General features: G+C 61.1%; 14 protein-coding genes. 4 read left to right on the forward strand and 10 right to left on the reverse strand.

Going from position 1 to position 12,841, the window contains the following annotated elements; translation table 11 throughout:
• Positions 1–26 precede the first annotated feature (26 nt).
• On the forward strand, positions 27–722 hold the full coding sequence (locus HU727_RS02565; RefSeq protein WP_186528129.1) for a B3/B4 domain-containing protein: 696 nt from the start codon (positions 27–29) through the stop codon (positions 720–722).
• Between the two features lie 152 nt (positions 723–874).
• Here the strand turns inward: HU727_RS02565 and HU727_RS02570 are convergent, their stop codons facing one another.
• Complete coding sequence (locus tag HU727_RS02570; protein ID WP_186529207.1) at positions 875–1,612, reverse strand: SDR family oxidoreductase; 738 nt, start codon at positions 1,610–1,612, stop codon at positions 875–877.
• 305 nt (positions 1,613–1,917) lie between these two features.
• Here HU727_RS02570 and HU727_RS02575 point away from each other — a divergent pair, with 305 nt between their 5' ends.
• Positions 1,918–2,835, forward strand: coding sequence for an AraC family transcriptional regulator (locus tag HU727_RS02575; RefSeq protein ID WP_186528130.1), 918 nt, complete (start codon positions 1,918–1,920; stop codon positions 2,833–2,835).
• Positions 2,836–2,881: 46 nt separating this feature from the next.
• Here the strand turns inward: HU727_RS02575 and HU727_RS02580 are convergent, their stop codons facing one another.
• The 4 genes from HU727_RS02580 to HU727_RS02595 form a co-directional block, all read right to left on the reverse strand.
• Entirely contained in the window at positions 2,882–3,811 is a 930-nt protein-coding gene (locus tag HU727_RS02580) for a LysR family transcriptional regulator (protein WP_186528131.1), read from the reverse strand.
• A 94-nt stretch (positions 3,812–3,905) separates the two neighbouring features.
• Positions 3,906–4,616 carry an SDR family NAD(P)-dependent oxidoreductase gene (locus HU727_RS02585; RefSeq protein ID WP_186528132.1) on the reverse strand — a complete coding sequence of 237 codons (711 nt, stop codon included), beginning with the start codon at positions 4,614–4,616 and terminating at the stop codon, positions 3,906–3,908.
• Positions 4,617–4,640: 24 nt separating this feature from the next.
• The gene (locus HU727_RS02590; protein WP_186528133.1) at positions 4,641–4,850 is read right to left on the reverse strand and encodes a tautomerase family protein; all 210 of its coding nucleotides are present in this window, start codon (positions 4,848–4,850) and stop codon (positions 4,641–4,643) included.
• A 206-nt stretch (positions 4,851–5,056) separates the two neighbouring features.
• Positions 5,057–5,755 (reverse strand): tRNA (adenine(22)-N(1))-methyltransferase, encoded by a 699-nt coding sequence (locus tag HU727_RS02595; RefSeq protein ID WP_302471920.1) that lies wholly within the window; start codon positions 5,753–5,755, stop codon positions 5,057–5,059.
• Positions 5,756–5,949: 194 nt separating this feature from the next.
• On the opposite strand from HU727_RS02595, the gene HU727_RS02600 reads away from it, so the two are divergent.
• The gene (locus HU727_RS02600; RefSeq protein ID WP_186528134.1) at positions 5,950–6,159 is read left to right on the forward strand and encodes a hypervirulence associated TUDOR domain-containing protein; all 210 of its coding nucleotides are present in this window, start codon (positions 5,950–5,952) and stop codon (positions 6,157–6,159) included.
• Here HU727_RS02600 and HU727_RS02605 read toward each other — a convergent pair.
• The 4 genes from HU727_RS02605 to HU727_RS02620 form a co-directional block, all read right to left on the reverse strand.
• Positions 6,156–7,409, reverse strand: coding sequence for an NAD(P)/FAD-dependent oxidoreductase (locus tag HU727_RS02605; protein WP_186529217.1), 1,254 nt, complete (start codon positions 7,407–7,409; stop codon positions 6,156–6,158). The two genes, HU727_RS02600 and HU727_RS02605, sit on opposite strands and share 4 nt — an antisense overlap.
• 228 nt (positions 7,410–7,637) lie before the next feature.
• Positions 7,638–8,585, reverse strand: coding sequence for a dihydrodipicolinate synthase family protein (locus HU727_RS02610; RefSeq protein ID WP_186528135.1), 948 nt, complete (start codon positions 8,583–8,585; stop codon positions 7,638–7,640).
• Positions 8,586–8,640: 55 nt separating this feature from the next.
• Positions 8,641–9,567, reverse strand: coding sequence for a 4-hydroxyproline epimerase (locus tag HU727_RS02615; protein ID WP_186528136.1), 927 nt, complete (start codon positions 9,565–9,567; stop codon positions 8,641–8,643).
• Between the two features lie 21 nt (positions 9,568–9,588).
• On the reverse strand, positions 9,589–11,214 hold the full coding sequence (locus tag HU727_RS02620) for an APC family permease (protein WP_186528137.1): 1,626 nt from the start codon (positions 11,212–11,214) through the stop codon (positions 9,589–9,591).
• 220 nt (positions 11,215–11,434) lie between these two features.
• Here HU727_RS02620 and HU727_RS02625 point away from each other — a divergent pair, with 220 nt between their 5' ends.
• Entirely contained in the window at positions 11,435–12,205 is a 771-nt protein-coding gene (locus tag HU727_RS02625) for an AraC family transcriptional regulator (RefSeq protein WP_186528138.1), read from the forward strand.
• On the opposite strand, the gene HU727_RS02630 is transcribed toward HU727_RS02625, so the two are convergent.
• Positions 12,202–12,798, reverse strand: coding sequence for a LysE family translocator (locus HU727_RS02630; protein WP_186528139.1), 597 nt, complete (start codon positions 12,796–12,798; stop codon positions 12,202–12,204). The genes HU727_RS02625 and HU727_RS02630 overlap by 4 nt on opposite strands.
• Between the last annotated feature and the right edge of the window lie 43 nt (positions 12,799–12,841).

Consider the following 12,841-nt stretch of genomic DNA (forward strand, 5'->3'; position numbering starts at 1 on the left):
AATTCAGGTATGAGGGGGATTCTGGGATGCTGTCTGTCGTGCCGTCAATCGATCCGTCTGTTGCGCAATTGGCGCCAGGGTTCAGGGCGCTGAGTATTGTCGTGCAAGCCGCGCCCATCACTGACGCTCATGTGGCCAGTGAAGCACTGGCCAGAGCCTGCCAGGCCGTCGCCGCCGGCGGGCCCGACTGGGCGCCCGCGCACTTGCAGGCCTGGGCCGATGTGTTCCGCCAGTTCGGTGCCAAGCCGCAGCGTACGCCCTGTTCGGCTGAAGCGCTGCGCAAGCGTGTGTTGCGCGACAGCCATTTGCCGAGCATCGACCCGGTGGTTGATCTGTACAACGCCATCAGTCTTGAGTATGCGATTCCTGTCGGTGGCGAGAATGCCGAAGCTTACGTCGGCTCGCCACGTCTGGTCGTGGCCGATGGCAGCGAACCGTTCGATACGATGAAAGAAGGCATGCCGGCGCACGAGTTTCCGGACGCCGGCGAAGTGGTCTGGCGCGACGATCAGGGCGTGACTTGCCGGCGCTGGAACTGGCGCCAGGGGGTGCGAACCCGCCTCGATGCCCAGGCGCAGCACATGTGGTTCATCCTCGAAAGCCTGCCGGCCATGCCACTGGAAGCGCTGACCGAGGCCGGGGACAAACTCATTGAGGGCTTACAGCAGATGATGCCCGGCGCCGAGATTGAAAGCATGTTGATCGGGCCGGGCGCGCGTTAGGTTAGATATGAGTGCCAGCCCGTTTCGTCAACAGCACCGCGATTCCCTGTGGGAGCGAGCCTGCTCGCGAAGACGGCGGCACATTCAACATCATAGTCGCCTGACCCACCGCTTTCGCGAGCAGGCTCGCTCCCACAGATTGACTACAGGTCTCAGTAAGGGCTTGCCGTCGGGCGCACGATCAGTTCGCTGACGTCGACATCAGCCGGTTGTTCGACGGCATAGGCGATCGCGCGGGCAATCGCTTCGGCGGGGATGGCGATCTTGCGGAATGACTTCATCTCGGCGCGGCCACCTTCGTCGGAGATGCTGTCGGCCAGTTCCGATTCAGTCACTCCCGGTGCGATGACCGTGACGCGGATATCGCCACCGACCTCTTGGCGCAAGCCTTCGGAAATCGCCCGCACGGCGTATTTGGTCGCGCAGTAGACGGCGGCGGTGGGGCTGACGGCGTAGGCGCCGATCGAGGCGATGTTGATAATTTGCCCGGCGCGCTGACGCTGCATCAAAGGAAGGCTGGCGGCAATGCCGTGGAGCACACCACGGATGTTGACGTCGATCATGCGGTTCCACTCATCGACTTTCAGTGCGTCGAGCCGCGACAGGGGCATCACGCCGGCGTTGTTGACCAGCACATCGACCCGTCCGTAATGCTTGACGGCGAAATCAATGAAGCGCTGCACATCCTGCTGATCGGTAACGTCGAGCGCCCGGAATTGCACGTCTCCGCCGGCGCCATTGATCTCATCGGCAATCACCGCCAGACGCTCGGTACGCCGGGCACCCAGCACGACTTTGGCGCCACGGTTGGCGAGCAGGCGTGCGGTGGCTTCGCCGATGCCGCTGCTGGCGCCGGTAATCACGATCACTTTGTCTTGAATGTTCAGCATGACATCGTCCTCTTCAGTGTGCCCGGAGTGGGCCTGGAAGAAGATTAAGCGCGCGGGTCCACGGGTCATTAATCGATTCCTCCACGGGGTTTGCCCAATCCTGCTGCGTGACGGCGGGCTGACTGGGGTCGGAAAGCCAAGGGTGTGTGGCCCAAACACTCCCTTGGTTTTTCCACGATCTGGCTGTCGCAGAATCAGGCAAATGTGCAGCATCTTTGATCTAACCGAAGAGTCTGGAAACTGGCTAATCTTCATCCGCAGTCGTCGGCTGTGTTTAACCTTTGTCTGCTTTCGAGGCCCTTTGCATGGATAACCATGACGCTTCCATTCTCCAGGACACGGCGGTGTACCGCGCCGAGCTGGTGCGCTTGCTGGCCCAGCGTTTCGACACACCGGGTACGTACGAGACGGCGATTGCGCCGCTGCACGTAATCCGTCTCGATGGCCCGTCCGAGTTGATGCATGTCGTGCACCGTCCGGCGCTGTGCCTGATCGTCCAGGGCCGCAAGGAAGTGGGGCTGGGCGAGGAGCGTTTTCTGTACGACCCGCTCAATTATCTGGTGGTATCGGTCACGCTGCCCGTCTCGGGTCGAGTGATCGCAGCATCGGCTGACGAACCTTACTTCTGCATCCGCCTGGATTTCGACCCGGCGCAATTGACGCAACTGGTTGCCGAGTCGCCGCCAACCGGTGTTCCGCATGAATCCGGACGCGGCCTGTTCCTCGACAAGATCGACGTGACCCTGCTCGACACCATGCTGCGTCTGGTACGCCTGCTCGACAACCCGCGCGACATCGGCATGCTCGCGCCGATGGCGTTGCGCGAGCTGTATTACCGGCTGCTGCGCGGCAAGCACGGCCATTTGCTGTATGAAATCGCCGTCAGCGATTCGCAGACGCACCGGGTCACGCGAGCCATCGACTGGCTGAACAAACACTTCACTGAACCGTTGCGCATCGACGCGCTGGCGCAGGTGGCCAACCTGAGCAATTCGGCGCTGCACCATCGCTTCAAGGCAGTGACCGCCATGAGCCCGTTGCAGTACCAAAAGCAGTTGCGCCTGCAGGAAGCGCGCCGGCTGATCATCAATGAAGGGCTGGACGTGTCGAGCGCCTGTTATCGCGTCGGCTATGAAAGCGCCTCGCAGTTCAGCCGCGAATACAACCGCCAGTTCGGCTGCCCGCCGTCCAAGGAACTCAGCCGCCTGCGTCAGACCGGTTGAACGATGGCGTCACGCCTGACGCAACTGCCCGAACCCGGCGTGTTGCCTATCCTCGAGAGCCCGCCCATTCCTCGCGAAACCCCAGCAGGAAATCCAAAAACGCCCGCACCCGCTGCGGCACATGACGGCCGTGCGGGTAGAGCAAGGTGTATGGCCGCGAACGCCCGGCGTACGGCTGCAGTACCTCTATCAGCCGGCCATCCGCCAGTTCCTGCTCGACGATAAACCGGTAAGTCTGAAACAGTCCGGCCCCGTGTTTTGCCAGGGTGACGCCGCCGAGCACATCGTCGGAACAGGAATAACCACCGTCCGAGACCACTTCCCGGTCTTGACCGTTTTCCTGAAACAGCCAGGAAATCCTCCGGCCACTGCTGGGCAGTTCGAACTGAATGCACTCATGTTCAACCAAGTCTTCGAGGGTCTGCGGGGTGCCGGCCTTGTGCAGATATTCGGGGGAAGCGACCACCACCAGGCTCGCGTCCTCCAGCAGCCGGGCGATCAGGGTCGAGTCCGGTTGTGCACGGACGCGGATCGCCAGGTCGTAGCCTTCTTCCACAAAATCGATGTTGCGATTGCCCAAGTGAACGTCGACCGTGACCTCGGGGTACAACGCGCGAAACTTCGGCAGCAGCGGCAGGATGCGGTGATGCCCATAGGTGGTCGGCAGGCTGATGCGCAGTCGGCCTGACGGTGAGGTCTGCGCGCCCATCACTTGCTGCTGGGCTTCGACCAGTTGGGTCAGGGCCTGGCTGCATTGTTCGAAAAAGGCACGACCGGCTTCGGTGAGGCGAATGCTGCGCGTGGTTCGCGCAAACAGTCGCGAACCCAGCCGCTGTTCAAGACGCAGAATCGACCGGCTCACCGCCGCAGGCGTGACCCCGGCCAATTGCGCGGCAGCGGTGAAGCTGCCGGCTTCGGCGGCCAGGCAAAACAGTTCGATACTGCCTAACTGCAAATCTTCGAAATGACGTTTCATTGTGGCTCGCACCGAGGATCGACTGACGTTCATCCTCTGTTTACCACAACGAACGACACCGCCGGTACACACCGGCGGTGCAGCAGGGCCTGGATCAATGGCCGGCGCTCTGACCGCCATCGACATGGAGAATCTCGCCGGTGACGAAATTAGCGCTGTCCAGGTAGAGAATCGCCTGAACGACATCGTCGATTTCACCCATGTGGCCCATCGGATGCAGGTTGCCCAGCGCTTGATGGGTTTCTTCGGCGTGCATCGGCGTTTTGATGATCCCCGGCGACACCGCGTTAACCCGAATGCCGCGCTTGGCGTACTCGATGGCCAGGGATCTGGTCGCGGCATTGATGCCGCCCTTGGTCAGCGAAGCCAGTACCGACGGCACGCCATCAATCGCGTGATCGACGAGGCTGGTGGTCACACTGACAACGTGGCCGCTGCCGTGCTTTTCCATTTCGCCGATCGCCAGTTGCGAGATGTGGAAGAAGCCGCTCATGTTGGTCGCCACGACCTGGGCGTAGTCTGCCTGGCTGTAACCGGTGAACGGCTTGGCCAGAAAGATACCGGCATTGTTGATCAGCGTATCGACGCGACCGAACCGGGCTACGGCGGCGCTAATCACCCGCTCGGCGGTGTGCGGATCGGCGATGTCACCGGCGACTGTCAGGATGTCCGGGTCGCTGGATTCCTTGATCGAGCGCGAGGTGGCGACCACTTGATGGCCGAGGGCGCGAAAGGCTTCAACCAGGCATGCACCAATGCCTTGCGAGGCGCCGGTGATAACAACTACTTTTTTCGATGTGCTCATGATGGTTTCCTCAGAAATTGGCATTCAAACGTCGGACAGATCTTTGCGGTATTGCGTGGTGGTCATGCCGGCATAACCCCAGTTATCGGTGTCCACTTCATCGATGACGATGTGCGTGAGCTTCGGATCCTTGTTGAGCACGCGCTCCATGGTCTCGGTGATTTCCTTGATCACCTGGGCTTTCTGCGCGCCGGTAACACCGTCGCGGGTGATGCGTACGTTGATGAAAGGCATGGGATGTCTCCAATGGCTGGCCCGTCGGGATGGCGGGTGGCTGTTGGAGTGGACTTTAGGCAGTTGTGGCAGGTTGATAAACGGGGGCTGAGGTACTTCATTTGTTCTGCGGTGTATCTAATCGAGCGGGAACTCAGCAAAAGCCGAAATCAACGATTCAGTACGAGCCAAGGTGAGAGAGCCTGCTCGCGGAGAGGGCGGCACGGTCAGGCGAGCAGTTCGCGGATCCAATGTACTTCTTGATTGAGCGCCTGCACTTTCTCCCGCGGCAACGCCTGTTGCGCCCGCGCAAGATGGTGCAACGTCTTCTGTCGCTGACGCAGTTTGCGTTGCCATTTCTGCAAAAACGCCGGGCTGCGTAACTGCAGGTGCAGAGGGCCGAAAAAAAGTTCCTTGGCGCTGTAGGTCAGCGGTTCGGCGGCGCGCTCGGCGACAATAATTTCGTAGTCGAAGCGGTTCTCGTGCAGCACTTCTTCGCAGACGATGCCGTAGCCGTTGTCCATCAGCCATTGGCGCAGAGGTTGTTCGCCGCCGTTGGGTTGCAGGATCAACCGTTCGTGGCCGCTGAGGTGAGATTTACCGCTTTCAAAAATGTCGCGGATGGTTTCGCCGCCCATGCCGCAGAGGGTGATGGCGGTGATTGCGTCCTGAGATTTGATCGCCGCCAGGCCATCGGCCAGGCGCACGCTGATGCGGGTTTGCAGGTCGTTCTCAGTCACGGTGCGTTGCGCCGCATGGAACGGTGTAAGCGCAACCTCGCCGGCCACTGCCGCGCAAATCTGGCCACGGCGCATCAATGCCACCGGCAAGTAAGCGTGGTCCGAGCCGATATCAGCCAATCTTGCGCCGGCCGGCACGTGGGCAGCGACGCGCTCCAGACGCATGGACAATGTCTGTTCGTTCAACGGCAACCCCTGTGCGCCCGCGATGGAAAAAGGGGTGCGACTCTGGCGAGCAATACCGACGCTGTCAAATCGCGCCGATGAACCTCGGCACCGGCGCTGAGTTGCGGCGCAGATTGCGGTCGCCCGGCAATGGTAGGAATTTCTTCGCCACCCTCGGTTCAATAACACAACAGCATTGATGCGAGGAAACGAAGATGGGCCACCCATTCAAGGTCGGTGATGCCGTGCGCTGGAACTCCGAGGCCGGTGAGATTCACGGCAAGGTCGTCAAGGTACACACCCGCGATACCGAATTCATGGGTCGACATCGGCCCGCTTCGAAAGACGCGCCGCAGTATGAGGTCAAGAGCGACAAGACCGGTCACCTGGCCCTGCATCACGGCAACGCGCTGAAGCACGTTTAGAAGCGCGCCAGCCTGAAGGGATCCGCACTCGGCAACGCAATGGTCGCACCTGAGACCATTTGCCCGATCATCTCGGCTGTCACGGCTGCCTGGGTCAGTCCGAGGTGCTGATGACCGAAGGCTAGCAACACCTTGCCGTCGCAGACCTGATCGATCACCGGCAGCGAATCCGGCAGCGACGGTCGGAAGCCCATCCACGGTGTGGCGCCGTCGGCGTTCAGGTCCTTGCGGAACAGGCCTTGACTCAAGCGATGCAACTGCCGGGCGCGCGCCATGTTCGCTGGCCGCTCCAGTCCTGCGAACTCGACTGTGCCGGCCAGGCGCAGGCCTTCAGTCATCGGCGTCATGATGAACTTGCGCTCCAGCGAAGTGACCGGGAAGGGCAGGCGATCATGCTCATGAGGCAGCATCAAGTGGTAGCCCCGCTCGGTGTCCAGCGGCACGTGCTTGCCGGTGAGAGCGGCGGTGAGTTTCGCCGAATGCGCACCGCAAGCGAGCAACACCCGATGCGCCGAAACGCCCCCGCTGCCGGTCACCAGTAAAACACCGTTTTCCTGGACGTAGCCGCCCTGAACCTGTTGTTTGAGAAAACTCACGCCACAGGCGCGGGCCGCTTCGACCAGTGCACACACCACACGATACGGATCGAGGAAATGCCCGGTGCGCGGAAAGAACAATCCGCCCTGAATCTGTTCGCTTAGTTGGGACGCGGTCTCGCGGATCGCCCCGGCCTGCCAGTAATCGACCGGTACCTGCTGCTGATCAAGGCGCGCCTGCAGTGCTTCGATGGCCTGACGCGATTCTGTTTTTTCAAAGACCAGTAACGAGCCGTCGATCCTGAGTAGATCCGGTCGCTGAATGTCGGCGAGCAAACGCTGCCACGCCTCGAGGCTGCTTTCGTTCAGCGCGCGCAAACCTGCAACGGTTTTTCCAAAGGGTTCAGGCCGCAGATTGAGCAACAATCGCGCAAACCACGGCAAGGCGCGCGGCATGTATTTCCAGTCCAGTCGCAGCGGTCCCATCGGGTCCATGAGCATGGCAGGCAAGCGCTTGAGGATGGAGACATCGGCAATCGGGAATACCTGCTCGGTTGCCAGATGCCCGGCGTTGCCGAAGGAGGCGCCATGGCCGGGTTCCTGTTGATCAATGACAACCACCCGCAAGCCCTGGCGCGCCAGACGCAGTGCACAGGCCACCCCGATGATTCCGGCACCGACCACCGCGATGTCGTGCGAGGGATTATTCGCCATGGCTTGGCGCTTCCCGCTGGCTATCAAGCAGGCGCCGTCATCCATTTGCAAGGTCGCGGTCAGTTGGCCTTCGAGGCGTTCGCTGACCGGGTTGATGCCGAGAATAGCCTGGCGATTGCCTGCTACGGATTGCTGGCCGATCAGCATGTTGCCCGTCAGAGTCATTATGTCTTCCTGTGAAAAGAGGGAAACCTGCCGTGAACCAGGACGGACCACGGCAGGTCGCTGTCAGGCGAAGTTCTGCTCGGCCGACCAGTTTTTGTACCAGTGACGGAACAGCGAATACTGTTTCTCGGCATAACGTCGCTGCGAGTCGCTCAGCGCGTCGGTTTCGTTGAAGTGCAGGGTGTATTCCCTGTCGCCGTTGAGCACCATCAAATGCTTGTAATACAGCACCAGATCACAGCCTTCATCGAACGATGACAGCACCGCCAGCGCCGATTCCAGCTCCCGCGCCTGGCGCCGGGCCTTGGCATCGCCTTGCGCCGCTTGCTTGCTCAGGGCCACCAGTTGCAGCACTTCACGCGGCAGGGCGTTGCCGATGCCAGTGATGGCGCCGGTGGCGTTGCAGTTGACGAAACCGTGCACCACTTGCGTGTCGACGCCGACCATCAGCGTCACGTCGTCATCCTTGGAGGTGATGTTTTCTGCCGCGTAGCGCAAGTCCGCACCACCGCCGAACTCCTTGAAACCGATCAGGTTCGGGTACTCGCGGCGCAGTTCGAAGAACAGGTCGGCGCGGGTGGCGAAGCCGTAGTAAGGGCTGTTGTAGATCACCGCTGGCAAGTTCGGTGCTGCTTGCAGAATCGCCGCGAAGTGCGCCTTTTGCGCAGTGGCCGAGGCACCCCGGGACAGGACACGCGGGATGACCATCAAGCCTTGTGCGCCGACTTTTGCGGCGTGGGTCGCATGGGACACCGCTTCGCGGGTGTTCACCGCACCGGTGCCAACGATAGTTGGAACCCCGGCGGCCACCAATCGCGCCACGCCCTCCTGGCGTTCGGCTTCGGTGAGCAGCGGCCAGTCACCCATGGAGCCGCAATAGACCACGGCGCTCATGCCGATATCGATCAGCTCGCGCCCCTTGGCCACCAGCGCATCGAAGTCGGGTTTGCGCTGGGCAGTGCACGGGGTCATCAGGGCCGGCATGCAACCGGTGAAAATGTTGTCGCTCATGGTGTTGGCTCCTTGGTACGTCATTCAAGTCGAAGTTGAAAATCAGCGCGGCGGCTCAGATGCCCCACGCGAACGGGTCGGTTTCGTCGATCAACAAGGTGCTGTCGGCGGTCATGTAGGCGCGGCCGGTGATGAAAGGGCGAATGCGTTCACCTTCCCATTCGAAGCGGCCTTCGAACTGGCTGCCGGTGATGCTCGCCTGTATCCAGGGCGCACCGGGTTGCAGCTTGTCGTCGGCGGCCAGGCAGGCGAGTTTGGCGCTGGTGCCGGTACCGCACGGCGAGCGGTCGTAGGCTTTGCCGGGGCACATGACGAAGTTGCGGCTGTCGGCGGTGGCGTCGTCGGCGAACAGTTCGATGTGGTCGATGATCGCGCCGTCTTCACCGTGAATGCCTTGCTCTGCCAGGGCCTTGAGCATTGCCCAGGTGTACGCCGTCAAGTGCTCGACGTTGTCCATGCTCAGCGTCTGGCCGTGCTCGGAAACAAGGAAAAACCAGTTGCCGCCATAGGCGATATCGCCGACCACGGGGCCAAAACCGGGCACCTCTACCGGCACCTGTTTGCGATGGCGCCAGGCGGGCACATTGCCCAGCGTCACTGAGCCGTCGTCATGCAGGGTCGCGCTGACTTGGCCGACGGGTGTGTCGATCTTGTGCAACCCCGGTGCAATGCGCTGCAGATAGTGCAGCGAGTTGATCAAACCGATGGTGCCGTGGCCGCACATGCCCAGGTAACCGGCGTTGTTGAAGAAAATCACGCCGCACGTGGCATCCGCCGACACCGGCTCGCAATACAGCGCGCCGACCAGCACATCGTTGCCGCGCGGCTCCAGCAGACAGGCGCGGCGCCACTGATCGTGCTGGCTGCGCAGGGCATCGCGCTTTGCGGCCATGCTGTCGCCGGGTAGCTCGGGGAAGCCACTCATCACCAGGCGCGTCGGTTCGCCGCCGGTGTGGGAATCAATGACGTGTACTCGTTTCATGAGAATGTCCCGTTGGAGGAATCAATAGGCGCCGGCAGGGCGGTTGTTAACGGAGGGCGAGGGCGCAACGCTTTCGCTTTCGTCGTTGTCTTCGTCCAGATGCAGCAGATGCGCAGGCACACCCGTCGCCGCGCCCCAGTAGTAAATGCCAGTGGCGCAAGCGGCGACGACGATCGTGTCGAACGGGTGAGCGAGGATGCCCAGGCCACCGAAAGTGCCGAGTTTGGACAGCACAATGGTCACCGCGTAGAAGGCGATCAGCCACGCGGATGAGCGCACCTGACTGGCCAGACTCAGGTGCGCGGTGGGCACGAAGCGACCACAGAACAGGTAGATGACAAACATCAGGATTTGCAGGCCGAGCAGCCATGACACGGTGTTCCAGCCCGACCAGTAAACAATCAGCGCCGCAATGATGAACGACACCGGTCCGAGCAGGCCCATGCTCTTGACCCGAAACGGTCGAGGCATATCCGGCGCATTGCGACGCAACGCTGCAACCGACACCGGCGCCACTGCATAGCTCAGCACCAGCGCGGCGGAGACCACATTGATCAGCGCTTCCCAGGACGGAAACGGCAGCGTCCAGAACACCGACAAGGCAAAAGTCAGCCAGAGCGCCGGACGCGGGATGCCGGATTTCTCGTCGATATGCGTGAAGACCTTGAAGAACGTGCCGGTCTGGGCCCAGCCGTAGATCACTCGCGGGGTGGCGTTCATGTAGATGTTGCCGCAGCCGCTCGGTGAGATCACCGCGTCAGCGACCACCAGGTATGCCAGCCAGCCCACGCCCAGCGCCAGTGCGATGTCGCGATAAGGCAGGGCGAATTCCTTGCTGATGCCGGCCCAGCCATTGGCGAGCATTTCAGTCGGGACGCTGCCGAGAAACGCCATTTGCAACAGCACATAAATCAGGGTCGACAGCAGCACCGAAAGGATCAGGGCGACAGGGATGGTGCGCTGCGGGTTTTTCACTTCGCTGGCCACCGAGATGATCGGCGTCAGACCCAGATAGGCAAAAATGATCCCGCCGGCCGAGACCGCCATTTCGACGCCCGACAGACCGAAAGGCGCAAAGTCCTGAACCTGAAAGTTTTCCGGTTTGAAGAACGTGAACAGCACGCCGATCACCAGCAGCGGCACGATGAATTTGAAGATGCTTACCAGGTTATTGGCCTTGGCGAAGGTCTTCACGCTGCGGTAGTTGAGGAGGAAAAACACGCAGAGCAGGCCGAACTGCACCAGCCAGCCGAGGATTGTCGGATCGTTACTGCCCGCCTTGGTCAGGCCGGGAAACCACGCCGCTGCGTACTGTCGCGAAGCAACCACCTCAATCGCCACCAGACTGGAAAACGCTATCAGGGTGATGAAGCCCATCAAGTAGCCGAGCAGCGGCCCGTGGGAGTAAACCGGGTAGCGCACCACGCCGCCGGCACGGGGCAACGCCGCGCCCAACTCGCAATACACGATACCCAACAGCAACACGGCAAAACCGCCCAGTAACCAGGAGAAAATCCCGGCCGGTCCGGCGATGGCGGAGACATGGCTGGCCGCGAACAACCAGCCGGAACCGAAGATCGCTCCGAGTCCGATAAAGGTGAGGTCGATCAATGAAAGCTGTTTTTTGAACTTGCCTTGGCCTGACATGGCATCGCCTTCTTGTGAGTTCTTGGATAGGCAGTTGTGTCACGTGGACGGCCAGACTTTGAACCGATCGGCGGGGCGGCGATTGATGTTTTGCACAGGGATCGATGACGAATTCAGCACAATGCCGCCGACGATTGCAGGGCCTCGACAGGGCCGCGACGTTGCTGCAATCTGCGTGCTAGCGGCTTTTCTGGCGGTTCATCACGAGGGGAATTTATTGATGCAGCCTGCGCTTTCGATCCTGTGCCGGGGCAATGACCGCCTGGGTCCGCAGACCCTTGAAGAGATGGTCGCCAGTGCCTGGCAACTTTTACCGATACTCGATGTGATCCCCAATGCGGCGATCTTCATCAAGGACGTTCAAGCCCGGTATGTGCTGGCCAACCGCACGCTGGTGCAGCGCTGTGGCTTGAAGGACCTGCGACCGTTGTTGGGGAAGACCAGTGCGCAGGTGTTCCCGGCGCAGTTGGGCCCGGGTTACACCGAGCAGGATCGCAAAGTGCTGGAGGAAGGTTTTGTGCTGGAGGACCAGCTTGAGCTGCATCTGTACGGCAGTCGCGAGCCGGGTTGGTGCCTGACCCACAAACGGCCTGTCTACAACCGTGATGGAGCAATCATTGGTCTGGCGGGGATCTCGGTGGACCTGCAATCGGCGAGCGAAACCCATCCGGCGTTCGAGCGGCTCGCTGCCGTTGACGAGCACATTCGCGCCCATTTCAATCGACGCGTCACGCTGGGCGAGCTGACACGAATAGCCGGTATTTCGGTCGCGCAACTGGAGCGCTATTGCAAGCGCGTATTCCACCTGACGCCCCGGCAGATGATCCAGAAAGTGCGCCTGGAACATGCGCATCGTTTGTTGCACAGCGACTTGCCGATCACCGACGTTGCACTGCAATGTGGCTATACCGATCACAGCGCTTTCACCCGTCAGTTCAAAGCATCGACCGGGTTCACTCCGCGCGAATATCGTCAGGCGACGGGTCATTAAACCAGCACGGTGAGCCAGGCCGAGAGCAGCAGTAAAAAGGCCAGTCCCGCATTCATCCGCTTGAACGCCTGCGGTGAGCTGATCAGCCGCGCACTGCCCACGCCAAGCAATGCCCAGAGCGTCATGCACGGCAGCGATACCAACAGAAACGCCAGCGACAGCACCAGCAGTCGCAGCGTTTTGTCGCCGCCACCGACAAATACGCTGACCACCGCCACGGCCATCATCCACACTTTGGGATTAACCAGTTGCAGCATCGCCGCGCCGAATACGCTGAAGCCTTGTTCTTGCGGTGTTGCCGGGTCCAGCGAGGGCGGTGCACTGCGAAAGATCTGCCACGCCAGCCAGCTCAACCAGAGCACGCCGCCCCAGGCCATCGCTTGTTGCACGCGCGGAAAGCGCAACAGGGTTTCGCCAGCGCCCAGCCCGACCACGAGCACAATCAGCGCCGCCGCCACGCAAGCGCCGAAAATGATCGGCAGCGTGGCGATCAGACCACGGCGTGAACTGTGGCTCAGCACCAGGATATTGGTCGGGCCCGGGGTGATCGAGGCGACGAAAGCGAACAGCAGAAAGGGCAGTAAGGAGGTCATGGTGCAGGTTTCCTGTAAGTCGAAACAGGACACCATGATCGTC

The organism is Pseudomonas khorasanensis (genome assembly GCF_014268505.2).
GTDB classification, from domain to species: Bacteria; Pseudomonadota; Gammaproteobacteria; order Pseudomonadales; family Pseudomonadaceae; genus Aquipseudomonas; species Aquipseudomonas khorasanensis.

Coding starts and splice junctions, on each gene's coding strand:
- HU727_RS02565 (WP_186528129.1), top strand. CDS start 27: ATGCTGTCTGTCGTGCCGTCAATCGATCCGTCTGTTGCGCAATTGGCG.
- HU727_RS02570 (WP_186529207.1), bottom strand. CDS start 1,612: ATGCTGAACATTCAAGACAAAGTGATCGTGATTACCGGCGCCAGCAGC.
- HU727_RS02575 (WP_186528130.1), top strand. CDS start 1,918: ATGGATAACCATGACGCTTCCATTCTCCAGGACACGGCGGTGTACCGC.
- HU727_RS02580 (WP_186528131.1), bottom strand. CDS start 3,811: ATGAAACGTCATTTCGAAGATTTGCAGTTAGGCAGTATCGAACTGTTT.
- HU727_RS02585 (WP_186528132.1), bottom strand. CDS start 4,616: ATGAGCACATCGAAAAAAGTAGTTGTTATCACCGGCGCCTCGCAAGGC.
- HU727_RS02590 (WP_186528133.1), bottom strand. CDS start 4,850: ATGCCTTTCATCAACGTACGCATCACCCGCGACGGTGTTACCGGCGCG.
- HU727_RS02600 (WP_186528134.1), top strand. CDS start 5,950: ATGGGCCACCCATTCAAGGTCGGTGATGCCGTGCGCTGGAACTCCGAG.
- HU727_RS02605 (WP_186529217.1), bottom strand. CDS start 7,409: ATGGCGAATAATCCCTCGCACGACATCGCGGTGGTCGGTGCCGGAATC.
- HU727_RS02610 (WP_186528135.1), bottom strand. CDS start 8,585: ATGAGCGACAACATTTTCACCGGTTGCATGCCGGCCCTGATGACCCCG.
- HU727_RS02615 (WP_186528136.1), bottom strand. CDS start 9,567: ATGAAACGAGTACACGTCATTGATTCCCACACCGGCGGCGAACCGACG.
- HU727_RS02620 (WP_186528137.1), bottom strand. CDS start 11,214: ATGTCAGGCCAAGGCAAGTTCAAAAAACAGCTTTCATTGATCGACCTC.
- HU727_RS02625 (WP_186528138.1), top strand. CDS start 11,435: ATGCAGCCTGCGCTTTCGATCCTGTGCCGGGGCAATGACCGCCTGGGT.
- HU727_RS02630 (WP_186528139.1), bottom strand. CDS start 12,798: ATGACCTCCTTACTGCCCTTTCTGCTGTTCGCTTTCGTCGCCTCGATC.